18 protein-coding genes are annotated in these 23531 nt (G+C 69.1%); 8 read left to right on the forward strand and 10 right to left on the reverse strand.

Annotation, left to right across the window (positions count from 1 at the left end):
- The 3 genes from APZ21_RS35035 to APZ21_RS08070 all read right to left on the reverse strand — a co-directional run.
- A partial coding sequence (locus APZ21_RS35035; RefSeq protein WP_204249065.1) for a hypothetical protein occupies nt 1–405 on the reverse strand: 405 nt, incomplete at its 3' end.
- Nucleotides 406–553: 148 nt separating this feature from the next.
- On the reverse strand, nt 554–1027 hold the full coding sequence (locus APZ21_RS08065; RefSeq protein WP_054812612.1) for a DUF5994 family protein: 474 nt from the start codon (nt 1025–1027) through the stop codon (nt 554–556).
- A complete protein-coding gene (locus tag APZ21_RS08070) occupies nt 1024–1629 on the reverse strand; it encodes a DUF5994 family protein (protein WP_275426190.1) in 606 nt (201 codons plus the stop codon). The genes APZ21_RS08065 and APZ21_RS08070 overlap by 4 nt, the downstream gene beginning before the upstream one ends.
- 450 nt (nt 1630–2079) lie before the next feature.
- Here APZ21_RS08070 and APZ21_RS08075 point away from each other — a divergent pair, with 450 nt between their 5' ends.
- Nucleotides 2080–2985 (forward strand): phosphatidylinositol mannoside acyltransferase, encoded by a 906-nt coding sequence (locus tag APZ21_RS08075; RefSeq protein ID WP_054812614.1) that lies wholly within the window; start codon nt 2080–2082, stop codon nt 2983–2985.
- 498 nt (nt 2986–3483) lie between these two features.
- On the opposite strand, the gene APZ21_RS08080 is transcribed toward APZ21_RS08075, so the two are convergent.
- The 5 genes from APZ21_RS08080 to APZ21_RS08100 form a co-directional block, all read right to left on the reverse strand.
- Nucleotides 3484–3789 (reverse strand): hypothetical protein, encoded by a 306-nt coding sequence (locus APZ21_RS08080; protein WP_054812744.1) that lies wholly within the window; start codon nt 3787–3789, stop codon nt 3484–3486.
- Nucleotides 3790–3973: 184 nt separating this feature from the next.
- Nucleotides 3974–4855, reverse strand: a complete 882-nt coding sequence (locus APZ21_RS08085) for an alpha/beta fold hydrolase (protein ID WP_054812615.1) — start codon at nt 4853–4855, stop codon at nt 3974–3976.
- 3 nt (nt 4856–4858) lie between these two features.
- The gene (locus APZ21_RS08090; RefSeq protein WP_054812616.1) at nt 4859–5974 is read right to left on the reverse strand and encodes a PDR/VanB family oxidoreductase; all 1116 of its coding nucleotides are present in this window, start codon (nt 5972–5974) and stop codon (nt 4859–4861) included.
- Nucleotides 5971–6879, reverse strand: coding sequence for a metal-dependent hydrolase (locus APZ21_RS08095; protein ID WP_054812617.1), 909 nt, complete (start codon nt 6877–6879; stop codon nt 5971–5973). The genes APZ21_RS08090 and APZ21_RS08095 overlap by 4 nt, the downstream gene beginning before the upstream one ends.
- A complete protein-coding gene (locus APZ21_RS08100; protein WP_054812618.1) occupies nt 6876–8681 on the reverse strand; it encodes an N-acyl-D-amino-acid deacylase family protein in 1806 nt (601 codons plus the stop codon). Before APZ21_RS08100 ends, APZ21_RS08095 begins: the two co-directional genes overlap by 4 nt.
- A 158-nt stretch (nt 8682–8839) precedes the next feature.
- Between APZ21_RS08100 and APZ21_RS08105 the strand changes: the two genes are divergently transcribed.
- From APZ21_RS08105 to polX, 3 genes are all read left to right on the forward strand, one after another.
- Entirely contained in the window at nt 8840–9484 is a 645-nt protein-coding gene (locus APZ21_RS08105; RefSeq protein WP_054812619.1) for a TetR/AcrR family transcriptional regulator, read from the forward strand.
- Nucleotides 9485–9620: 136 nt separating this feature from the next.
- Nucleotides 9621–10217, forward strand: a complete 597-nt coding sequence (locus APZ21_RS08110; RefSeq protein ID WP_054812620.1) for a hypothetical protein — start codon at nt 9621–9623, stop codon at nt 10215–10217.
- Between the two features lie 636 nt (nt 10218–10853).
- Nucleotides 10854–12623, forward strand: coding sequence for a DNA polymerase/3'-5' exonuclease PolX (polX, locus tag APZ21_RS08120; RefSeq protein ID WP_054812622.1), 1770 nt, complete (start codon nt 10854–10856; stop codon nt 12621–12623).
- A 44-nt stretch (nt 12624–12667) separates the two neighbouring features.
- On the opposite strand, the gene APZ21_RS08125 is transcribed toward polX, so the two are convergent.
- Nucleotides 12668–14002 (reverse strand): phosphoribosyltransferase family protein, encoded by a 1335-nt coding sequence (locus APZ21_RS08125; RefSeq protein ID WP_054812745.1) that lies wholly within the window; start codon nt 14000–14002, stop codon nt 12668–12670.
- A gap of 29 nt (nt 14003–14031) precedes the next feature.
- Complete coding sequence (locus APZ21_RS08130; protein ID WP_082392931.1) at nt 14032–15444, reverse strand: wax ester/triacylglycerol synthase family O-acyltransferase; 1413 nt, start codon at nt 15442–15444, stop codon at nt 14032–14034.
- A 452-nt stretch (nt 15445–15896) separates the two neighbouring features.
- Between APZ21_RS08130 and APZ21_RS08135 the strand changes: the two genes are divergently transcribed.
- The 4 genes from APZ21_RS08135 (at nt 15897) to APZ21_RS08150 (ending at nt 23513) form a co-directional block, all read left to right on the forward strand.
- Nucleotides 15897–16340 carry a CBS domain-containing protein gene (locus tag APZ21_RS08135; protein ID WP_054812623.1) on the forward strand — a complete coding sequence of 148 codons (444 nt, stop codon included), beginning with the start codon at nt 15897–15899 and terminating at the stop codon, nt 16338–16340.
- A gap of 142 nt (nt 16341–16482) precedes the next feature.
- On the forward strand, nt 16483–17151 hold the full coding sequence (locus tag APZ21_RS08140) for a DUF2267 domain-containing protein (protein WP_156370854.1): 669 nt from the start codon (nt 16483–16485) through the stop codon (nt 17149–17151).
- Nucleotides 17152–17236: 85 nt separating this feature from the next.
- Complete coding sequence (locus tag APZ21_RS08145) at nt 17237–19273, forward strand: erythromycin esterase family protein (RefSeq protein WP_054812625.1); 2037 nt, start codon at nt 17237–17239, stop codon at nt 19271–19273.
- Between the two features lie 46 nt (nt 19274–19319).
- Nucleotides 19320–23513, forward strand: coding sequence for a cation-translocating P-type ATPase (locus APZ21_RS08150; RefSeq protein ID WP_054812626.1), 4194 nt, complete (start codon nt 19320–19322; stop codon nt 23511–23513).
- The last annotated feature ends 18 nt before the right edge of the window (nt 23514–23531 follow it).

Consider the following 23531-nt stretch of genomic DNA (forward strand, 5'->3'; position numbering starts at 1 on the left):
ACCATCGAAACAGATGCAAGCGAAATACGTTGGCGACAGCGCTGATTCAGGTACGTAAGCTCCGCTGTTGTTTATCGCCGGCGGTGAGAGGGGATAGAGAATGCGGGTGGATCCGGTGCAGTTGCGGGCATTGGCCGATGCGGCGAGCGGTATCTGTACGGGAATCGACACGATCCGGGCGCAGGTCGACACTTCCGCGCTCTCCACGGCTTTGCCCGGTTCTGTCCTCGCCCGAGCCGGCTCCGACGCGGGGTCCGTCGCGGGAGATACATGGTCGCGGATGGCCGCGCGTTGCGCGGCTGACCAGCCGTCTCGGGCCCGCCGACCGTCATCGCTGACCAGCAACCACCCGAACTTCGTTGTTTCCTGCGCGATTACTACCGCGACCCCATAGCGCGAGGTCACTCGGATACGCGCGAGTCTCCACGCGCGCACAGAAAGACGACTCCCAGATCAACGCGCTCACCGCCGCGGGATGCGAGAATATCTGGGTCGACAAGGCATCAGTGAGATAACCACTGGTCAAGCGATTGTCGTTGTTTTCGCACGATTACTACCTGGACCCCGTGATGGGGCCCGCGGCTTTGCGCATCTGAGTGTGGGCGCGGTCTGCGGTGGTGGCGGGGTTGATCACCAGCAATCGAAGGTGCCGATCGTGGAGGCCGAAGACGTACATCACCTGGGGTGGCTGGTCCGGAAGCGGTCCGGTGACCTCGATCCCGTCGGGAGCGTCGATGCGGCGTTGGGATCGGCTCAGCGCATTCCAGTCGAAGCTGATCCGGGCGGTCGGGCCCAGTCGCGGGGTGAGGACGGTGGCCAGGTCGTGCAGTTCGCTGGTGAGGTTGTCGGTTCTGGGCCACCAGGCGCCGTCGACGCCGCCGGATTCCTCGTCATCCTCGCGAAGCAGTAGCCGCGGTGTGCGGGTCGGCGTGTCGAATGGTTGCCCACCGTCGGCGCCGGCTTGGAATCGGCCCAGGCCGCGGTCGGCGGCGGCACCGCTTCTGTCCTGCGGCGGGATCGGTGTCATAGCGGGCCTCCCGCACGGGCCGGGGATCCTGCGCAGGATGCGCTGCGGTCTGCCGGGTCTATCGGCGCGTTGTGACCGCCTTCGTCGTCCCAGCGGCGCACCGCGGCCTCGTTCTGGGTGTGATCGAGGCTGCTGCGCCGGGCGTCGGCGGCCACGAGTTCGTCGGCGGTGAATTCATTGCCCGGTCGAGATGCGGCCCACAGCAGCGCCTGGGCGGTGGCGGTCTGGGTGCCTGCGGGGATCACCAGCAGGACCAGACGGGTGCGGTCCAGTCCCAGAACACAGAGTGTATGGCCGGGCAGGTGCCGGTATCCGTCCAGGCGAACCGAACGCCCGCCGATCATCGTGCGCCTCGGGGCAGGCTGCCAGGCGTCCAGATTGAACATGATTCGGTCGATGCTGCCTGCCCGCCGACTCAGCAGCGCCTCCGGATCGGACAGTTCGGCGACCAAGTCGGTCGTGCGGGGCCACCAGGCCCCATCCACCGCACCTGGGCGGGGTGCTCGCGGTGTCGCTAACCGCCGTGACGACGGCGGCGAGCCGCTGCGGAGGGCAAAGCGTGAAGAGCGACCCAGCAGGATCGGCTCGTGTTGTAGCGTCATCACGACGCTCCTGACCGGGGCCGCGTGGCGGGCCCTGTTTCACTTGTCGGGCGGCGACCAGACCATGGGTGGTCTCGTACGAAAAGCCCCCGACACCATCCATCCTACCCGCGCCTGTGCGGCGGACACCGGCCGATAGCGTGCGTACGCACAAGCCGACGTTCGCGGCATCGCAGGAAAACCCTCCGCGGGGGTGTCGACCCGTCGGATCGGGTACGACTCACCTCGGTCTGCCCGATGTGGGCCCCGGACAGATGAACGCACCCCAGGGTGATGTCAGCGCACGGCGGCGGGAGACTGCTGCCGAGCAGCAGAAAGGATCGGTGGTTTCGGGCCTGTACACCGTGCATCAACCGGCGGAAACTGGAGCGGATACGCACTTTCCAGGCTTCTGGAGGCCGTCATGATCATCATTTTCGGGCTCGTGACGTCATCGGCCGGCGGTGACCAATGACCATGAAGGACCGAGCCTGGGATCTCGGGTACGCGGCCGGCTGGCGGCTGGTGCGGGCCCTGCCGCAGCGGTGGGCGATGCGATCGTTCGAGGTCGCGGCCGATCGCGCAGCCCGAGGAGGTGGACCGGTTCAGCTACGCCGAAATCTGGCCCGGGTGCTGTCCACCACCCCGGCGCAGGTGCCCGACGAACTCGTGCGCGCGAGCCTGCGCTCCTACGCACGCTACTGGTGCGAAGCGTTCCGGTTGCCGTCGATGGACCCGGTGCGGCTGGCCGAGCGCATCGAAACCGCGGCCACCGGGCTCGACCACATCCACGCCGCGGTCGGGCACGGGCGCGGGGCCGTGCTGGCGCTACCGCACAGCGGCAACTGGGACCTGGCGGGAGTGTGGCTGGTACAGCGGGTCGGCACACCAACCGTGGTCGCCGAGCGGCTGCAACCGGAATCATTGTTCCGGCGCTTCATCCGGTTCCGTGAGCGCCTGGGATTCGAGATCGTCCCGCTCACCGGCGGCGCCGCACCACCATTCGCGCAGCTGACCGCGCGGCTGCGGCAGGGACGGATCGTCGGGCTGCTCGGTGAACGCGACCTGACCGGTGCGGGTGTGCCGGTCACCTTTTTCGGCGAACCGGCCCGCATGCCGGCAGGCCCGGCCCGGCTGGCGATCGACACCGGTGCACCGCTCCTGCCGGTGCACTGCTGGTTCACCCCCGATGGCTGGGGATTTCAGGTGGGCGCTGCGATCGACACCGCTGGCGGCGCGCAGCCTACGACTCAGACCCTGGCCGACCGGTTCGCCGCCGGTATCGCCGCGCACCCCGCCGACTGGCACATGCTGCAACCGCTGTGGACCGCCGACCGACTCATCCGCGAGCGGGCGCGCAGTAATCCGCACCACTGATCCGACCCAACCCTCCATCAGCGCGCACCCATGGGCACCTCCGTCGGTCAGTGACCCCGCCGCCGACGCGCAGCCGGGTCGCTGTCGGCTTGACAACGCCGCAGCACCTCGTCGGACACCCTCGCAGCCTTACTGGTATCCGTCGGCGCGGACCGCGCGCGCAACCGCACAAGCGGATCGGCGACCAATCACTCCTGCTCCCGCCAATTACCCGCGCGCCGACCCCAGCGCGGTCAACCGGATGTCGAACGTCTTCGCCGACTGCCCATCCTCGCTGCTGTTCTCGAGTTGTCGGGTGTTGCGTCGCTTGCTACCGCCTATCGCAAGGAGTAGATGCATGAATGCGCATATCCAGGTATCAGAATATTAATTCTGAGAATTATTACTCCTTACAAAGATTTGGCGGGCAGAGTCACCCTGTCTCGATATCACCGTAGGCCCGAACCCACTCCCCCGAGTCGGCGTGCCCGTCCGCCGGACGGGCACGCACTCCCCCGCTCAGGTCCAGAGCACCGCCACCAGAACGTTGACGATCGCCAACCCTCCCGCCGCGTGCGTCATCCACGCGACATCCTTGCCCCGCTTGGCATCCGCCCGCCCCATCTCGGCGAACGCCGCGACCAGCACCGCGATCACCAACTTCACGGCGAGCTTGGCATTGTCCGGGTCCTTCCCCAACGAATCGATCGCCGAAGCCATCCCCGCCAGAATCAATCCCGTCAAGATCTGCGCCCGAGCCCCCCACACCATCAACTCCGAAACCTTGGGCTGCCCGGCCACATATCCGCCGACCACCGCCGCCATCCCGAGCAGATGCGTGACCACTACCACGTTGTAGACGAATTCGGACACGCTCACGTTGCATACTCCCTGCGGTTACGGTGACTGTCGGCAGTCTTCTCTGCCTTCGCCGACCGAGTATGCCAAGCCCCGAACCGAGCACCGGCACGGTTGCGGCGGATTTCACAGGAGGCAGCGGCGCCGAGCGTCACCAACTGGTGTGGTCGGCGTCCGTACGTGTTCCGGCGGCGTGCCGGGCGATGAGTTCGGCCAGCGGCCGCGGAGCTTCGTCGGGTATCCAATGGCTGGTTCCGGCGAGGGTCACCAGTTGCCAAGGCGCGGCGACGAACCGTCGGCTGAGCTCGTGTCCTTCACGTCCGACCGCGGTGTCGGCGTCACTCCAGATCTGCAAGGTCGGAACCCGGATGGGCCGACGCAGGTCGCCGATCAGTGACCACGCGTACGGGAACGCGCGGTACCAGTTCAACGCGGCGGTCGCGGACTTGCGCTGATTCAGGCGCACGATGTCGCGCGCCGCTTTTCCGGGCTGTTGTCCGGTGCGCACCAGCAGCCGGTGGAAGAGGCCGCCGTCGTTGCGCATCAACCTTTCCGGCAGCCACGGTAGCTGGAAGAACAGCATGTACCAGCTCCGTATCAGTTGCCTGCTGGTCAGCATCGAGGTCAGGAACGCGATCGGATGCGGCACCGAGACCGCCGTCAGCGAACGCACCAGGTCGGGGCGTATGGCCGCGACGGTCCACGCGACGGCCGCACCCCAATCGTGTCCGGCCAGATGGACCGGTCCGAGGCCGGCGCGTTCGATGAGCGTGACGATGTCGTCGGCGAGTTCGGCGAGACGGTAGTCGGATCTGCGTGGCGGCACGGCGCCCGGGGAGTATCCGCGCTGATCGGGTGCCAGTGTCCGGTGGCCCGACTCGTTCAGCGAGCGCGACACCTCCGCCCACGATTCGGCGGTCTGGGGAAATCCGTGCAGCAGCACGACCGGAATACCGTCCTCGGGCCCGGTGTCGCGCACCGAGAAGGTCAGTGTGTGCTTGCGAAAACTGGTGATCCTGGTCATCGGCGCCATTTCTCAGAGATCGAGCGTTATTCGGTCACCGGCGGCGCGGGACACACAGACGAGCATTCGCCCCTGTTGGTGTTCGACATCGGAGAGCAGTTTCTCCCGGTGGTCGACCTCACCGTCGAGTACGCGCTGTTCACAGGTTCCGCAGAAGCCTTGCCTGCACGAGTACGCGATATCGGGCAGGTGCCGTCGAATCGCCTCGAGGGCGCTTTCGCCTGCGGCGACGGTGATCGATCGGTTGCCGCGGGCGAGCACGAGTTCGAATGCGCGGCCATCCACGACGGGCGGCGGGGAGAACTGCTCGTAGTGGAGTTCGGTCGTCGAGCCCGCGGGCAGGCCGGTCCGCACGGCATCGATCATCGCTCGCGGGCCGCAGGCGTAGACGGCGGTGTGCTCGTCCACTCCCGCCAGCAGGTCCGCGGTTGTGGGCAGGCCGTGCCGGTCGTCGGTGCGCACGGTGACCCGGTCGCGGTGCACGGCGAGCTCGTCGAGGTATGGCAGGCAGCGGCGATGGCGGCCCAGATACAGCATGCTCCAGTCGAGTCCGTACTCGTCGGCCTGCCGGATCATCGGCAGGATCGGCGTGATGCCGATGCCGCCGACGAGGAACCGCAACCGACGGCGATCCGTCGCAGGCAGCGCGAGGGCGAAGGCGTTGCGGGGATTGCTGATTTCGATGCCGGTTCCGACGGTCAGCTCGTGCGCCTCGATCGATCCCCCGCCGCCCGCGGGGGATCGACGCACGGCGATGCGGTACCGCGTCGGGTCCCGCGGATCACCGCACAACGAGTACTGGCGTTTGCGCCCCGACGGCAGGTAGACATCGACATGCGCGCCCGGGTGCCAGCCGGGCAGCGAATCGCCCTCCGCCACGGCCAATGTCAGCTCCACGACGTCGTTGTCCTCGGCCACGATCCGCCGTTCTCGCACGACGACGGCGATCCGGTTCGGGATCAGCGGTAGTTGCCGTGGCCTGCGGTTGACGAACCGCTGCAACGAGTCGGTGTTGTCGAGTAGTGCCTCGCACATACTCGCGAGACCGCCGAACGCGCGAAGAAAAGGGTCCTGCCGGAAGCGGCCGCCGATGCTCGGTGGCGGCAGCCCGATGTCGGTTGTGCTCATGCGCTGTGCAGCCGGGCCGCGGGCGACTGCGCGAGGTAGGCGACGGCCTGCGCGGTGTCTCCGACGTGAGCCGGGGTGTATCGGCTGCTGAGCAGCACAGGGATCTGCTTGAAGACTCGGCCGAACTCGGGGAGCAGGCCCCGACGCGCCGCGGCCCGCCATTCGCGGATCGTACGGAAATATCCGATCCTCGGCAGCGAGGGGTCCTGGTTCACCAGCGTTCTGATCGCGTACGCGAGCAGCGGTTCGTAGGCGAGGCCGACGATGAGCGCGGCGATATTCTTGTGGCGCTTCTTGATTCGGAAGTACTCCGCGACGTGGAAGGCCACGAATCGGTGCTCGATCTCCTCGGCGGAGTGCCAGCAGAACAGGTCGAGAATGACCGGATCGGTGCCGGGACGGCGTAACTGGTCGGCGTTGAGCATCCAGTCCCCGAGGTACGCGGTGAGATGCTCGACGATCGCGATCATGCAGATCTGCGGTTTGAGCGCCATGAGCAGGAGATTGCCCGAGAGTCTGTCGAGCAGCGGGTAGAACCTGCGCTCGGCCCATTCGGTCAGTGCGATGAACCGGCGCGCGTAATCGATGTCGTGTTGGGCGAAATAGTCGTGCAGCACATGGTCGTGGCTCTTGGCGTGCATGGCCTCCTGCCCGATGAAGCCACGCATCTCCTCGCGGAGTCGCTCGTCGCGCACGAAGGGAAGCGCCCGCTCGTACACTGCGCAGAACCAGCGCTCACCGACCGGAAGCACGAAGTTGAACACGGAGATCCCGTGTGAGGCGATGGGTTCGCCCGGAATCCAGTGCAGCGGCGACTGCGAGATGTCGAACTCGACATTTCGCGGCCGGACCATGATGTCGTTCGGGGCGCTGGGAGGCGTCGGTGTCGGGGCCGTCGGCTTCATTTCGATTCCTCCAACAGGTGCGAGGCGGCGGCTGTCGAGGGTTCGGCCCCGTCGCCCGCCCGCAGGTAACGGCCGGTTTGCACGGTGCGGCCGTAGCCCTCGATGAACTCGCCCAGCCGAAATACCACCCGGCCGCCGATACCGGTCGCGACGACGGCCTGGTCGTTTCGGTTCACCATGCGCGAGAGCCCGCCGAAGAACGGCGCGGGCTCCTCGCGGTAGGCGTCGACGGATTCATCGAGGCCGCGCGGGTCGATGACGACGAAATCGGCTCGGTCGCCCTTGCGGAGGCGGCCCGCGGGCAGACCGAACCACTCGCCCAGTTCGCCGGTCAGCCGATGCACGGCATTGCCGAGTGACAGCACGGGTCTCCCATCGGCCTCGGCCGCCCGCATTCGCCGGAGGAAGCGCAGCGGGAAATTGTAGAAAGCCATGTTGCGCAGGTGCGCACCCGCGTCGGAGAAGCCCATGTGCACATTCGGGTCCCGTGCCATCTCGTCGAGTACGGCGGGCCGGTGGTTGCCGACCACTGTGGTCCAGCGCACGTTCTTCTCGCCGTTGTCGACCAGCACGTCGAGAAAGGCGTCGAGCGGGTGGATTCCGCGTTCGTCGGCGAGTTGCCCGAAACTCTTGCCGATGACCGTCTCATCGGGGCATTCGACAATGGTGGCGTCGTGAAAGTCCTTGTGCCACAGGCCCGGCAGATGCCGCTTGACGGCGAATTCCCGACGGAATCGGCGGCGGTACTCGCGATCGGCCAGCAGTGTGTTGCGTTCGATCTGATCTCGCAGATGCAGCGCGGCGGTTCCGGCGCCGAACTCCTCGAACACCGGCAGGTCGATACCGTCGGAGTACAGCGTGAACGGCACCGGCAGATGCTGGAACTTGACCTCGGATCCGAAAACGGCGTTGCCGACGGCCGCGGCGCCGCGCAGCAGCAAGTGGGCCGCGCGCATGGACTTGGAATCGGCGGCCACCAAGAGGCTGACGGGAACCGGATCGCGATGCAGGAAGCGGGTTCCCGAAGCCAGGAAGAACAGCACGGCCGTGAGGGGGTTGGCGACATTGGGCGCGCTCTGTAGGACTCGGCCCCGCGCGCGCAATACGTTGATCAGCCGCCACCGCTCGTGCCACCACGCGTAGGTCGAGGGCAGGGCGCGTGAGCGATACCGGTCTCCGTCGAGTTTGTCGATGGCCGCGTCCATGCCCGACATGCCGAGCATTCCCGCCGCCAGCGCCCGATCGAGCAGCTCGGCCATCGTATCGAGTTCCCGGCGGGTCGGAAGCACCCGGTGATCGGTCGCACGAGCCAGCCCGAGGACGGCCGTGCGCAGATCCGAATGCCCGAGAAACGACGCCACATTGGGACCGAGCGGAAGTGCGTCGAGAGCCTTGATGTAGCCCTCGGGATCCTCCCACGTCCCGAATTGCTCGAGGGCTTCGAGCACGTACCGGCGCGGGACGGCTTCCACCCTGCTGAACAGATCGGCCGCATCCTCGGGCCGGGCGTACACGGTCGACATCGAGCAGCAGCCGAGCACGATCGTGGTCACGCCGTGCCGGACCGATTCGCCGAGGCCCGGATTGAGCAGCACCTCCGCGTCGTAGTGGGTGTGGATGTCGATGAATCCCGGAAGCACCCACTTGCCGCTCGCGTCGATCACCTCGGGACAGTCGGTCTCGTCGAGCGCGCCGAACGCGACCTCGGCGACCCGGCCGTCCTTGATTCCCAGTGTCGCTCTGCGCGACTCGGAACCGGTGCCGTCGAACCAGAGACCATTGCGAATGATGAGGTCGAACATTGTACTGCCCTCGCTGATTGAGGCCCGACATCCCGCTCGGGAGATCCGGGCTCCGCCGAGTCGCCATATCCGGAATCCGATGATTCCCGATATGGACTGTAGACATCGCCGAGTCGCGCCGTCAAGCGATCTCGGCCGGGCGGTGCTCGGATGCGAAGATGGGCGACGTGTCCGACGGTCCGAAACGGGTTTATCGAGGTGCCACCGCGCAGGCGCGGCAGGGACGGCGCAGGGAGCTGCTGCTGGCCGCCGCGTTCGACCTCATCGGAACGCGGGGAGTCGCGGGCCTGACCGTGCGATCGGTGACCAAGCAGGCGGGGGTCGGCAGCCGGTACTTCTACGAATCCTTTACCGACGGTGAGGATCTGGTCCTCGCCGTCTACGACTGGCAGCTGTCGCACCTGCTGTCGCGATTCGCCGAGGTCGCCGCGGCCACACCCACCGACATCGGCGGCCGCATCCGAGCCAATGTCGAGGTCACCGCCGATTTCTTCACCGAGGATCATCGTCGCCGGGCCATGCTGCTCGAACTCGAGAGCACACCCGCCCTGCGCGAGCGCCGCAGGCAGATGATCCGCACGGTCGCCGAGACGATGGTGGCTCAGGCCGAGACACTGCTGGTCGGGAATTCGGTCCCCCGCGAACGCATGCTCCTGCGCGCCCACATCCTCGCCGCGGGCTGCACGGATCTCGCCATCGAATGGTTGCGCGGATCGATCGACCTGACCAGGCGGCAGTTCATCGATACCGTCTCGGCGATGATGCTCAGTTCGGTGCACGATCCGGTCCCCGAACCGCCGTAGCGCCCCAGGCGCGTGTCTGCCCCGGACTCCGACCGCTGTACTCGACACGGGCTGCCGCGCCGAAGGCACCATCGCCGCGGCCATAGGACCCTTTCACCGCCCTCGGCGGCAGGCACACCATGGACGGATGGACCGAATGTCGACCGCCGGAACCGGCGACGCCCCGCCCGGGCCATTGCCACCAGGCGCCGCGCTCGCCGCCCTCGCGTACTGTGCGATGCGCACGTTCGCGCTCTTGGCGCGGGGTCGCATCCACCTCCCCCGCACCAACCTCGGCACGAATCTGGAATTCGCCGACGGCACGAGAACCCGCGTCTTCCGCGAGACCCGCGTCGAGCGCGCCACGCCGCCCCGCGACCCCTGCGTGCTGGTGGTCCGCTTTCGGCTTCGCGGGGTCCGAGGCCGCGGGCACGCGCTGTTCCGGCGCGAAAGCCTCGTGAACACTGTGTTGTTCGCGGGGTTTCCGGGGTTGATATCCAAACTGTGGCTCGCACACGATCGGGACGGCTACTACCGCGGTCTCTACGAATGGGACGATCCGCGACTGGCCCGTGCCTACGTGCGGGCGCTGTGGTGGGCTCTGGCCCTCGTCAGCGTGCCCGGGTCGATCGACTACCACGTCATCCCCGGTGTACGCCGCGACGAACTACTCGCCTCCGGTGGCGCGGCGCCCGCGCGATGTGCGGGCCAGTGGTGGCAACCGGCGCGGGTCCAGCCGAGCCGCGTGAGGTGAGGGGAACGTAGTACGGCCCGCCGCCCGCCGCGGTCTACGGAGACTGCGCACGCGCGGACTCGATGGTCCGCTCCCCCTCCGCGATCGCCCGGCGCATCTGTGCCCGCGACAATGTCAACGGGCCGCATTCACAGCTCGCGGGGACCGAATCGTCATGCAGTTCACCTATCGCCAGCAGGTCGACATACGCCGATCCGTTCTGGTTCGGACCATGTCCGGTATCGACGAAGTCGCGGTGACCGTGGGCACGGCGCCCGACCACCGATCGGAACACCGGTCCCGAGGGTGTCTCCAGTACCACCGCGACATGGTGGTTCCGGGGACATCGCACCTCGAGCAGGGTCTTCGCGTTCGGGCCCGCCGAAGACAATGCCTGTTCGGCCGACCGCCGCCGTTGCGGAGCTGAGAGTCGTGTTGTTTCGGACATATCAGCACGATTCCTCGCCACGCCGGGTCGGGGGAACGGCCGAAAGGACCCGATCGCCCCGACGATCGCCCCTTGTCCCACCCGGCCGACCGGGCGACAACGTTCCCGGCCGCGGGGCCGAAGGTCATGTGTGTCGGTGACACCTTGCACTCTCGCCACGACGCGGGAAGGCGAATCGTGGGGGTGACCCGACAGCCGGAGCGTGCAATATGCGATCGAACGACGTCGCCGCCGAGGCGATGCAGGAGATGGCCGATCTCATCGCCATCTCCGGTGGCGACTCACACCGAGTGCGCGCCTACGAGAAGTCCGCCCGCGCGATCGCCGGCCATCACCTCGATATCGATGACCTCGACCGGACCGGGCTGATGGCGATTCCCGCGGTCGGCGGTCACACCGCGGACCGGCTGTTGGAATTGCGCACCACCGGTCATATCGCCGCGCTCGACGAGCTGCGCGCCCGGGTGCCGCCCGGATTGCGAGCGCTGCTCACCGTCGCCGGACTCGGGCCGCGCCGCGCGCGTCAACTCCACGAGGCACTCGGCATCTCGTCGGTGCCCGAACTGATGGCCGCGGTGGGTGACGAACGGCTGCGGCGATTGCGGGGGTGGGGCGAGATCAGCGAACACAATCTCATCCGCGCGCTGCGATCGCTGCGCGCGGACGGCGGGCGGATCCCGCTCGGAGTCGCGGTGTCGGTCGCCGACGACCTCGTCGGCGAGGTGAGCGGATTCCCCGGTGTCACTCGGGCGTGCTACGCCGGATCGCTGCGCCGGATGCGCGACACCGTCGGTGACATCGACATTCTCGCGGTCGCCGACGACGAGCACGCCACCGCCGTCGCCGACCGGTTCTGCGCCCTTCCGGTCGTCGACCGGGTGCTCGCGCGCGGATCCACCAAGTCGTCGATCGTCACCACCGCCGGCATCCAGATCGACTTGCGGGTCGTGCCCGCCGAATCGTGGGCCGCGGCGCTGCTGTACTTCACCGGCTCCAAGGCGCACAACATCGCCGTACGCAACCGGGCACTGCGCCGTGGCTTCAAATTGAGCGAATACGGGCTCTTCGCCACCGACGACGACCGGCCGATACCGGCGACCGACGAAGCCGACATCTATGGCGCGCTCGGCATGTCCTGGGTGCCGCCCACCATGCGGGAGGACCGCGGCGAGGTGGAGGCGGCCGCCGATGGGCGCCTGCCCCGAGTCGTCGAGATATCCGACCTGGCGGGCGACCTGCACCTGCACACCGAACTCACCGACGGAATCGCCGAGGCCGCGCGGATGGTCGACGAGGCGGCCCGCCGCGGCTACCGATACTGCGCGATCACCGACCACGCGCCCGGGTTGGCCATGCAGCGCATGACCCGCGAGAAGGCATTGAAACAACGCGACGAGCTGCGCGCGTTGGCGGCGGGCGCCGACATCACGGTGCTGCACGGGTCGGAGCTGAACATCGCCGCCGACGGCGGCTTGGATTGGGACGACGAATTCCTCGCGGGCTTCGATCTGCTCATCGCCTCGGTGCACTCGCATTTCGACCAGCCCGCCGAGGTCATGACCGCTCGGTTGATCAAGGCGATCGAGCACCCTTACGTCAATATCATCGGCCATCCCACCGGCCGGCTGCTCGGCAGCCGGGCGCCCGTGGACTTCGACGCCGACGCCGTCTTCGCGGCCGCCGCGCGCACCGGAACGGCGTTGGAGATCAACTCCTTCCCGGATCGGCTGGACCTGCGCGACGATCTCGTCCGGCGCGCAAGGGAATTCGGTGTCCTGTTCGCCATCGACACCGACGCCCACGCCGTCCCGCACTTCGACCACATCCGGTTCGGCGTCGCCACCGCGCAACGCGGATGGGTGGAACCCGCCGAGGTCGTCAATACCTGGCCGCTGGCGCGTCTGCGCCGATTTCTCGCCAAGGGCCGGGTTCCGCGGCCCGCGACCGGTAAGAAGTCGGTCTCTACCTCGGCGCGCTGAATTTCACGGCACGCTGGACCGCACGCCGGGAAGGTCGGTCCGCTTCAGGTGGCACGAGCGGTGCTCGCCGGGGCGCGCAGCCGAGTGGTGAACCAGTCGCGGGCGAGTTCGGCGGCCTCGCGCAAGGTGCCGGGCTCCTCGAACAGATGCGTCGCGCCGGGCACCTCGACCAGACCGACCTCACACGACATCGCCCGCGCCGCGGAGCGATTGAGTTCGAGCACGACATGGTCGCGTCCGCCGACGATCAGCAGGGTCGGCGCGCGCACGGCGGCCAACGCGGAACCGGCCAGATCGGGTCGGCCGCCCCGCGAGACCACCGCACCGACCCGCACACGCGGGTCGGCCGCGGCGCGCAGCGCGGCGCCCGCCCCGGTGCTGGCGCCGAAGTATCCGATCGGCAGCCCTGCGACATGCTCCTGTCCGGTCAGCCATTCGGTGACCTCGACGAGCCGCCGCGACAACAGGGCGATGTCGAAGACGTTGGCGCGGTCGAGTTCCTCCGCGGGGGTGAGCAGGTCGAACAGCAGGGTGCCGAGTCCGGCATCCTCGAGTATCTCGGCGACGAAGCGGTTGCGGGGGCTGTGGCGGCTGCTGCCGCTGCCGTGCGCGAAGATCACGACACCCGCGGGATGTTCGGGAATTGTGAGATGTCCGGCGAGTTCGACCTCGCCGGCGCGCACGCTCACCTCCTCGTCGCACAGCGGCGGATCGTCCACCGGGGTCGGTCGCGGCTGCGGCGTGCGCGCCGCCGCTCGGTTCAGCAGGTCGACGACCTCCTCGTCGGTGGTCTGGCCGAAGTGCCGATACCAGCGACCGACCGCGGTGAAGAACATCGGCGTTTGCAGGCAGATCACCTCGTCGGCCTGCCTGCGCAGCGGACGCAGCGCCTGCCGGGAAGCGACCGGCGCCGCGACGACGACGCGGGCCGCACCGTGTTCGCGGGCGAATCGACACGCCGCGCGCATGGTGGCCCCGGTGGCGATACCGTCATCGACGAGCACCGCGGTTCGCCCCGCCAGCGGCACGCGCCGACGTCCGGCGCGGAAACGGACCGCCCGCCGCTGCAACTCGGCACGTTCCCGGCGCTCGACCCGGGCGGTCTCGTCTTCGGCGAGTCCGGCGCGGGCGACGACCTCGTCATTGAGCACCTCGACGCCGTCCTCGGCGATCGCGCCGAACGCGAGCTCCGGTTGATACGGCACACCGAGCTTGCGGACCGGCACCACATCCAGCGGCGCGTCCAGCGACCGGGCGACCTCGAAGGCCACCGGAACCCCGCCGCGCGGTAATCCGAGTACGACGATATCGGCGTCTCGCAGGGACACGAGGCGTTCGGCCAGCAGGCGGCCCGCCTCGGCACGATCCTCGAACAACATGGGCACCTCCTCCATTGCGTCTGTCACTCTCACCGCCGGCCCGAGGGCGCGGGCAGATCGTGTTCTCGCCGAGCGGCGGCGCCTCGGTCGCGCGGGATCGGCGAGGGCTGCTCCCCGGTCTCGCGCACCCGCCGCAGCAGCCGCCCCACCGCGTCCTCGATCCCCCGCGCGAGCACGTCGACCTCGGGCGTGCCGTCGAAGTCCCCGGTGATGCCGAACCGCAGCTGATCGTCGTAGCTGAGAATGCCGATTCCGGTGCGCAGCCGCATCGCGATGGGAACGTAGGCCGACAGCTCCAGCACCTCGCGTTCCTGGAAGAACAACCGCTGCTTCGGGCCGCGCACATTGGTCGCCAGACCGGCGATGCTGTGCTGCGGGAAGCGGCAGGCGAGTTTGACGATGCGCGCGAGGGGCGCGAACGGCAGCAGACCGGCCAGGGTGAGGACGGTATTCGTCGCCTGGACCTCACCGCTGCTCTTGTGCTGGGAGGTCTCGGTGTGCACGGCGGCCAACTGTTCGACGGGATCGCCGAGGTGCACCGGCAACACCGGCAGCATGATCGAGACCTGATTGCCGAGCGTCGCGCGCGCGCCGCTCGGGCGGGTCGAGACGGGCGCGAGAATACGCACCTCCTCGGCCGCGGGGTCTTCCCCACGGCTCAGCAGCACCGTGCGGAACGCCTCGGTGAGCGCGGCCAACGCGACATCGTTGACCGTGGCGCCGAACGCCGCGCCGATCTCGCGCACATCGGACAACGAGGTGCGGGCCACCGCGTAACGCCGCTGGCGCCCGATGGGCCCGTTCAACGACGTGTCGGGTGCGGGACGAAGGATGTTCGTGACCAGCGGCACCGCCGAACGCAGCGTCCCGAATACGATGCGGGGCGCCGCGACGGGCAATCGCAGACCGGTGAGCACCGAGTCGCGCAGGCTCGCCATACGGCCTGCACGCCCGCGCGGCGGCGGTTCGACGTCGGAGCTGTCACAGAGGCGTTCGAACAGCGCGATGCCCGACATCCCGTCGACCATGCTGTGATGCGCCTTGACCAGCATCGCCCAACGATCGCCCGCGAGTCGCTCCACGACAACGCACTGCCACAGCGGATGATCCCGATCCAATCGCTGTTCCATCATCGTGGCGACCAGTTCGAACAGGGCCTTGTCGTCGTGGGGTCGGGGCACCGCCATCCATCGAATGTGACGGGCGATGTCGAAATCGGGGTCGTCGTCCCAGTGCGGGGCGGCCAGATCCCACCTGGCGGTGCGCACGCGTTGGCGCATCCGCTGATCCACCGTCAGTCGCCGCCCGAACTCGGCGATGAATTCCGCGCGGTCCGGCGGCGGCCCCGCCACGATCGCCACGACGCCGATACCCGCGCTGACGTGCCGATCGGTGTCCTCGAGTTCGAGGAATCCCGAGTCGAGCGTGCCCAGTTCAGCCATCGGAATCCACCGGCTCCCGCGCGCCACGGTCGAATCGTGCGACCGGCCATGTCATCGGCCACGACGGGCGCGGCAGCGCTGCGTCCGACTCGCCTTCCAGCCGGGCCGGACAGGACATATCGGCTCTATCGTTCACGGTCGCTGCTCCTCGTCGTGGCGCTATACCGACACTGGCACCGAGACGGCGGTCACAGCAGGGGGCCTAAGTCCCCGAATCGAAGGGCGGCGGTCCCGAGGACCACCGCCTCGCCTCGGCCGCGGTCGATCGGCCGCCCCGCCGGCGACCCGGCGGACTCGTTCGCCTGGCTCGAACGGCGTCACCTGCTGTTATCCGTGCGGGCGAGACCGGAGGAAGGTCGTCCGCGGCGGTGACCTTCTGCCCTGTCGAGCCGATCCGGGACCGTCGAATGATCGAAGCAGGTAGCTCATTCTCCCGGAAAGGACTGTCGACAATGACGACGGTGCGCAACATCATGCGAGCGGACGTGCAACGGATCAGCGTGCGGGACACCATGGAAACGGCGGCGCAGCATATGCGCCGATTCGATATCGGAGCGCTGCCGATCTGCGACGGCGAAGGCCACCCGGTCGGGATCGTCACCGACCGCGACATCGTCGTCCACGTCATCGGACGCGGGGCCGATCCCAGAACCACCACCGCGGGCGAACTGGCGCAGGGGGCGGACGGTCTGCACACCGTCGATGTCGGCACCGATGTCGACGACGCGCTGGTCCTCATGGAACAACGCCGGATCCGCCGCCTGCCGGTCACCGAGAACGGTGTGCTGGTCGGAATCGTCACCGAGGCCGATCTGGCTCGGAACCTGTCCGAGGACACGGTCGGCGAATTCGTCGAGGCCGTCTGCGCCGCCGACCTGCCCGCTCCCAGCAAGTAGCGGACGGACGGGCTACCCGAGGTCGGGACCATCGCCACGTCAGCGCGCCCCTTTCGTCCCTTGGACGACGCCGGTGAGAGGCGCAGGCTGATCGCAACGACCTCGCCCGTACCCGCAACCGGTGGACACCGAGGAGGACACCATGTCACATTCCACCGACCCCTTCGCACCCGCCATGCAGGTCGCGCACCGATGGGTGCGCGCCGTGGCCGACGGGCTCGACACCGACGATCTCGTCTTCGCCAACCGCGCGTTGCGTGCGTGGATGCACACCGTGCGGGATCGGATCGGCGTTGCGGCCTCGGCGCATCTGACCGCGCAACTGCCGGAAATCCTGCGCGGGGAGTACTACGAGGGGTGGGTGCCGTCCCACGTGCCGGTCCGCCACGGGCCCGCCTCGTTCGTCGACCAGTTCGCCAGGACCGCGGGCATCGACCGCGACGAGGTCGGCCCGGTCGCGGGCGCCATCACCGCGGTGCTGTCGGAACTGTTCTCTCCTGGCCAGATGAACCGCATCTTCACGGTGCTGCCGATGCGCGTGTACGGCGTCCTGTGCGGTGCGCGCCCCGACGTGGAGGCGAGTTCGGGCGCCGCCCTCACTGCGGACGAAACCGGTGGCGACGAGATGTCCGAACTCCGGGAGCACGTCCGCGCCCTCGGCGAGGCGGTCGCCGCGCTCGCGCACGGCCTCGAACAGTTGCCGACCGAAACGTTCGACCTCGACCGCACGTCCTCGGCGGCCCAGCGGGCACATCGCATTCTGCTGGGTGAGGGCCTGATCCCGGATCTCGGCGCCACGACCCGGGCCTGACGGGGTCCGCATCCATGGGTCGGCGACGCGCCGCACCGGGTAACCGGAGACCGCCGAGCCGACCAACTCATACCGGAGGTTCCCGATGACCAATGTGGAAAGCAGTGCGCCGCACCATGTTTTCCGAGACCGACACGAGGCGGGCCGCGTCCTGGCCGAACTGCTCGAGCACTACCGGGGCACACCGGACCTGCTCGTGCTCGGTCTGCCTCGCGGGGGAATCCCGGTCGCGTGGGAGGTCGCCGCCGCCCTCGACGCTCCGATGGACGCCCTGGTCGTGCGCAAGCTCGGCGCTCCCGGCAACAAGGAATTCGCCATCGGCGCGCTGTCGTCGGGCGGGCGGATCGTCCTCAACGACGACCTCGTCCGAGCGCTGCGTTTGAGCGCCGAACACGTGCGCGCCATCGCGGCCGCCGAGGCCGAGGAACTGCGCAGGCGCGAGGCGGCCTATCGCGCCGACCGCGGTCCGATCGAGGTGGCGGGCCGCACGGTGATACTCGTCGACGACGGATTGGCGACCGGTGCGAGTATGCGCGCGGCGGTGGACGCCATTCGCGCCGGGGAACCGCGGCGGATCGTGGTCGCGGTTCCGGCGGCGCCGGAGTCGACCTGCCGGGAGTTGGGCGCGGCCGTGGACGAGATGGTCTGCGCGACGGTGCCGTCACCGTTCCGGGCGGTCGGCGAGTCGTTCTGGGATTTCACCCAGGTCACCGACGCGCAGGTGCGTGCGCTGATGACGACTTCGACGACACGCGGTGCGGTGCCGCCCATCGACGCGGTCGGCACCGTTCGCGCCGCCGCCCTGCCCGCGCCCGGCGGCGTCCCGCCCGAGGATGTACTGGCCGATCTCGTCGGCGACGCCCGCGTCGTGCTCATAGGCGAGAGTTCGCACGGCACGAAGGAGTTCTACGCCGCCCGCGCCGCCATCACCCGGTGGCTGATCGAGGCGAAAGGGTTCACCGCGGTCGCCGCCGAGGCCGATTGGCCCGACGCCTACCGGGTGAATCGGTACCTGCACGAGCACGGCGACGACCGCACCGCGGAACAGGCGCTGCGCGGCTTCGAACGCTTCCCCGCCTGGATGTGGCGCAATACCGAGGTGCGCGACTTCGTGACCTGGCTGCACGAGCACAATCTGCGACAGGCCGAGCAGGGCCGACCGCGCTGCGGATTCTACGGACTCGACCTCTACAGCCTGCACCGGTCGATGGCGGAGGTGATCCGCTACCTCGACACCGTCGACCCCGAGGCGGCGCGGCGGGCCAGAACCCGCTACGGCTGCTTCGATCACGCGGCGGGCGACGACGGCCAGGCGTACGGTTTCGCGGCGGCCTTCGGGGCGGGCAGATCCTGTGAGGCGCAAGCGGTCCGGCAGTTGGTCGACCTCCAGCGCACCACGCTGGCGCTCACCGACCTCGACCCAGGGGCCGCCGACCGTCACTTCGACGCCGTGCGCAACGCCTGCTCGGTCCGCGACGCCGAGGCGTACTACCGCGCGATGTTCGGCGATCGGGTCGATTCCTGGAATCTGCGGGATCAGCACATGGCCGATACCGTCGATTCGCTGCTCGAGCACCTGTCCCGCGACGGCCGGGGCGGCAACGGCCACGGCCCCGGAGCCCGAATCGTCGTCTGGGCGCACAACTCCCACGTCGGTGACGCCCGCGCGACCGAGATGGGAGCGGAGGGCCAACTCACCTTGGGACAGCTCGTCCGGCAACGGCACGAGGGGCAATGCGTGTCGATCGGATTCAGCACCTGCGCGGGCACGGTCACCGCGGCCGAGGACTGGGGCGGTCCCGCGCTGCGGCGTTCCGTGCGCGAGGCGCTGCCGTCCAGTGTCGAGGAACTGCTGCACGACACGCAGATCGGGGAGTTCGCGCTGCGAATGGACCGTCCCGGCGCGGCGGTTGAACTGCTCGACCATCCTCGACTACAGCGCGCCATCGGCGTGATCTACCGGCCGGGGACCGAACGACAGAGTCACTATTTCCACACGCGGGTGGCCGAACAGTTCGACGCGCTCATCCATATAGACCGCACCACCGCACTCGAACCGCTGGAGCCGAGCGGTGAATGGGTCGCGGGAACGATCCCCGAGACCTATCCCACGGGCATCTGAACCCCGACCGCTCAGGCGCCGGTACCGACCCGAAAGAGGTTGTGGCATGTTCGCTGTCGGCGCCCTGCTGCGCCCGCTGCACCCGCTGTCGACGCTCGCGGTGGACACCGTCCGCGCCGTGCGCAACGAGTTCGACGGCCGTCAGGTGTGGGCGCGTTCCGGACGAGCGCACATCGAAGCCAGGGGCGCGCACCGTGCCGACGTCCCGCCGGACTACCCGGACGCGTTGCGCGAGGCGGTCGAAGCGCTCGAGGGCGTGAACTGGGCGGCGGTCAACGGCGCGCTCGGTGACGTCGTGGTCGACTTCGATTCCGAACGGGTGGGCATCGCCGCGTTGCGCGCGGCGATCGACGGGATCGAGACGGCGTACGGACTGTCCAGCGCCGCACGCGATCGCCCGGTCCACCCGGGCGGATTCGAGCCGGTATTCGACGAAGTGGTTTCCCTGACCGCCGACCTGGTGGGCGCGGCGGTCGGAACGATCGGACGTTTCGTGCCCGCGCTGAGCGTGCCGCCGGAGACGATCGCGATCACGCACAGCATCGAGCTGCTGCCCGCGCTGCGGGCTCGGCTCGACGCCCGCTTCGGCGGCCTGCGCGTGGAAACCTCGCTGGCACTGGCGGGTTCGGTGATCGCCGCCGCCGCGCGTACTCCGCTGGTCTCGCTGGCCGACGGTGCCCTGCGGGCGATCCGACTGCCCGCCGCGATCGCGCGACGCGAAGCGTGGGAGGCGATCGCCCCCGAACTGACCCGTAGCCGCCGGGACGCGACCGCGACAGCCCAGCCCCCACCGTCCGAACGCCCGGTCCCGCTGCCGCCCGGCCCCATCGAGCGATATGTGACCCGCGCCCGCGTCGCCACCGTGGCGACGGCGACGGTGTTGGCACCGACCGCGGGGCCGCGCAAGGCGGCAAGGGCCATCGCGTTGGGCGCGCCTCGCGCCGCGCACATCGGCGCGCAAGCCTATCGGGCGCAGCTCGGCCTCCTGCTGGCCCACCGTCGCGTACTGGTCCGCGATCCGGCGAGTCTGCGTCGTCTGGATCGCATCGACAGGGTCGTCATCGACGCCCGCATACTCGTCGATCACGAGACCGGCGCGCTCGATCCGCTCGCGGTGGCGGTGGTCGCGGCCGCTCACGACCTCGGCGCGGTACTGATCGCCACGGACGCGGCAGGCTTCGACGAACGGCTCGAGGTGGACGAGCAGGTCGAAGGCGGGAAACGACTGCCGACATCGATCCATGATCTGCAATCCGAGGGTCACGCGGTGTTGGTGGTCGCCGTCGACAACGGTCCGGCCCTGGCGGCCGCCGACTGCGCGGTCGGACTCGTCTCACCCGATCGGTCACCGCCGTGGGCGGCGGATCTGCTGTGCACCAACGGTCTCACCGACGTCTGGCTGATCTTGCGGGCATGTCTGGTGTCGCGACACAGCAGTATGCGCAGCGCGCAGTTGGCCATGCTCGGATCGATGGCGGGCGGAGTGCTCGGTCTGTTCGGGCCCGATCGCGGCGCGTACGGGCGCGGCGCGTTGCCGGTCGGGCTGTCGGCCCTGATCGCGGTGGGCGCGGCCGCGGTCAGCGCGCGGAGCCTCGCCCGGCTCGAGCCCACGGTCGGAGACAACACGGCCTGGCATTCCATGCCGATCGAGGAAGCGCTGCGAACACTGCGAACCGACGCGGAGGGTCTGTCCGACGCCCAGGCCGAGGCCAGGCGCACCCACGACACCGAGCGACCTCCCGAGCAGACCCTGTGGCAGGCGACGGTAGGGGAACTGAACACGCCGCTGACCGTGCCGCTGACCGCCGGAGCGGGTGTCTCCGCCGCGAACGGCTCGATACTCGACGCGGGCCTGGTCACGGTGGTGATGCTGGGCAACGCCCTGCTCGGAGCCGTTCAGCGCCTCACGGCGAACCGAGCGGTTCGTCAATTGGCCGAGTTCGGCGCCTTGCGGGCACGAGTACGCCGTCGCGGCGGTGAAGCCGACACGCCGTCGGATCGTCTCGTGCCGGGTGACATCGTGCTGCTGCGAGCGGGCGACGCCGTGCCCGCGGATTGCAGACTGCTCGAGGCCGCCCACCTCGAGGTCGACGAGTCGAGCCTGACCGGCGAATCCATGCCCGTACCCAAGGATCCCGCACCGGTCGACGCGGACGTGGTCGCGGAGCGATCGAGCATGCTCTACGCGGGCACCACTGTGGTCGCGGGCAGCGCGACGGCGGTGGCCGTCGCCGTCGCGGGTGCGACCGAGGTGGGTCGCGGCAGCCTGCTCGGCGGCTCCGACACCGGCTCGGCCGGCGTCGAACGTCAACTCCGCGAATTGACCGAACTGTCGGTGCGGATCGCGGTCGGCGCGGCGGCGGCCGTACTCGGTTTGGGCGTGCTGCGGGGGCGACCGGGCGCCGCCGTGAGCTCGGCGGTGGCACTCGCGGTGGCGGCCGTACCGGAAGGGCTGCCCTTCGTCGCGACCGTCGCGCAACTCGCCGCCGCGCGGCGGCTGTCGGAGCGCAAGGTGCTGGTACGGACCCCACGTACGCTCGAGGCGCTCGGCCGGGTGAGCACCGTATGTTTCGACAAGACCGGCACCCTCACCGAGGGACGTATCGAACTGCGCCGGGTCAGCGACGGCGTCAACGACCAACAGCTCGACGCGCTCGACGCGGCGGGGCGGACGATCCTCGCCGCGGCGCTGCGCGCGACCCCGCCGGACACGCCCGATAGACCGCTGACCCACCCCACCGACCGCGCGGTCGCGGCCGGTGGGTCCGTCTGCGATCTCGGCCGTGAGGACGGCGAACCCGGCTGGCGCATGCTCGAGGAGCTGCCTTTCGAGCCCGAACGCGGCTTCCACGCGGTACTCGGCTGTACACCCGACCGCCACCTCATCAGCGTCAAGGGCGCCCCCGAGATCGTCATCCCACGCTGTGACCGGGTGCGCCGCGACGGCGAGCCGATACCGCTCGCCGACGAGGGCGTCGCCGAACTGGAGCAGGCCGTTCGCGATCTCGCCGACCAGGGATACCGGGTGCTCGCGGTGGCCGAGCGCGCCGCCTCCGATCGCACCGAACTCGGCAGCGACCGCGTCGACCGTCTCGACTTCGTCGGCCTGCTCTGCCTGGCCGATCCGGTCCGGCCCACGGCCGCCGCCGCCGTGCGCGATCTGCGCGAGGCGGGTGTGGACGCCGTCATGCTGACCGGAGACCACCCGCGCACGGCCGAGGCGATCGCCACCGAACTCGGACTGCGCACATCGGGTCGGGTTGTCACCGGAACCGAGGTCGAAACCTGCACCGAGGAGCAATTGGCCGCGCTCGTCGCCGAGACCGCCGTCTTCGCGCGCGTCAGCCCGGTGCACAAGGCGATGATCGTTCGGGCCTTGCGCCACAGCGGGCGCACGGTGGCGGTGACCGGCGACGGCGCCAACGACGCGCCCGCGATACAGCTGGCCGATGTCGGCATCGCGCTCGGCCCCAAGAGCACGCCCGCCGCCAAACACGCCGCCGACATCATCGTCACCGACGAGCGCATCGAGACGATCGTCGACGCCGTCATCGAGAGCCGCGCGCTGTGGCGTTCGGTTCGCGACAGTGTCGGCCTGCTGGTAGGCGGGAACTTCGGTGAGATCGCCTTCACGCTGATCTCCTCGGCGCTGGGATCCGAGCCAGCGCTCAACGCTCGCCAACTTCTCGCCGTGAACCTGCTGACCGATCTGCTGCCCGCCCTTGTGGTCGCCGCCCGCCCGCCGCGCGACGTCACCCCGCAGACGCTGCTGCACGAGGGACCCGACACCGCCGTCGGGGCGGCGCTGCGGCACGACGTGGTCAACAAGGCGATCGCGACCACCCTCTCCGCCACCAGCGGCTGGCTCACCGCCCGCGTGCTCTGCCGTCCCCGTCAAGTGAGCACCGTGGGATTCGCCGCCCTCGTCGGCAGTCAACTCGTCCAGACCGTGACGACCGCCCACGGCGACCCGCTGATCCTGGCGGCCGCGATCGGTTCGACAGCGGCGCTCGTGACCATCGTGCAGCTCCCGCCGATCAACTACTTCTTCGGATGCCGCCCGCTCGGCCCCGTCGGCTGGACGGTGGCCGCGCTCGCGAGCGGTGCGGCCGTATTGGTCACGGCCGCGGAGAAGTCGGGATCGCACGAACCGGGCGGGGGGCCGCCGCGCCGGGACCAACGACGGCCCGCACCGGGTCCTTCGGCCGTAGTGCCGTCGGAAGCCCCGGCGGGACCCTGACAGGACGACATGGCGCTG

It is taken from the genome of Nocardia arizonensis (genome assembly GCF_001310275.1).
Classification (GTDB): Bacteria; Actinomycetota; Actinomycetes; order Mycobacteriales; family Mycobacteriaceae; genus Nocardia; species Nocardia arizonensis.

Coding starts and splice junctions, on each gene's coding strand:
- APZ21_RS08150 (WP_054812626.1), top strand. CDS start 19,320: ATGTTCGCTGTCGGCGCCCTGCTGCGCCCGCTGCACCCGCTGTCGACG.
- APZ21_RS08090 (WP_054812616.1), bottom strand. CDS start 5,974: ATGAGCACAACCGACATCGGGCTGCCGCCACCGAGCATCGGCGGCCGC.
- APZ21_RS08080 (WP_054812744.1), bottom strand. CDS start 3,789: ATGGCGGCGGTGGTCGGCGGATATGTGGCCGGGCAGCCCAAGGTTTCG.
- APZ21_RS08095 (WP_054812617.1), bottom strand. CDS start 6,879: ATGAAGCCGACGGCCCCGACACCGACGCCTCCCAGCGCCCCGAACGAC.
- APZ21_RS08130 (WP_082392931.1), bottom strand. CDS start 15,444: ATGGCTGAACTGGGCACGCTCGACTCGGGATTCCTCGAACTCGAGGAC.
- polX (WP_054812622.1), top strand. CDS start 10,854: ATGCGATCGAACGACGTCGCCGCCGAGGCGATGCAGGAGATGGCCGAT.
- APZ21_RS08110 (WP_054812620.1), top strand. CDS start 9,621: ATGTCGACCGCCGGAACCGGCGACGCCCCGCCCGGGCCATTGCCACCA.
- APZ21_RS08100 (WP_054812618.1), bottom strand. CDS start 8,681: ATGTTCGACCTCATCATTCGCAATGGTCTCTGGTTCGACGGCACCGGT.
- APZ21_RS08065 (WP_054812612.1), bottom strand. CDS start 1,027: ATGACACCGATCCCGCCGCAGGACAGAAGCGGTGCCGCCGCCGACCGC.
- APZ21_RS08075 (WP_054812614.1), top strand. CDS start 2,080: ATGACCATGAAGGACCGAGCCTGGGATCTCGGGTACGCGGCCGGCTGG.
- APZ21_RS08085 (WP_054812615.1), bottom strand. CDS start 4,855: ATGGCGCCGATGACCAGGATCACCAGTTTTCGCAAGCACACACTGACC.
- APZ21_RS08105 (WP_054812619.1), top strand. CDS start 8,840: ATGGGCGACGTGTCCGACGGTCCGAAACGGGTTTATCGAGGTGCCACC.
- APZ21_RS08125 (WP_054812745.1), bottom strand. CDS start 14,002: ATGTTGTTCGAGGATCGTGCCGAGGCGGGCCGCCTGCTGGCCGAACGC.
- APZ21_RS08070 (WP_275426190.1), bottom strand. CDS start 1,629: ATGACGCTACAACACGAGCCGATCCTGCTGGGTCGCTCTTCACGCTTT.
- APZ21_RS08140 (WP_156370854.1), top strand. CDS start 16,483: ATGTCACATTCCACCGACCCCTTCGCACCCGCCATGCAGGTCGCGCAC.
- APZ21_RS08145 (WP_054812625.1), top strand. CDS start 17,237: ATGACCAATGTGGAAAGCAGTGCGCCGCACCATGTTTTCCGAGACCGA.
- APZ21_RS08135 (WP_054812623.1), top strand. CDS start 15,897: ATGACGACGGTGCGCAACATCATGCGAGCGGACGTGCAACGGATCAGC.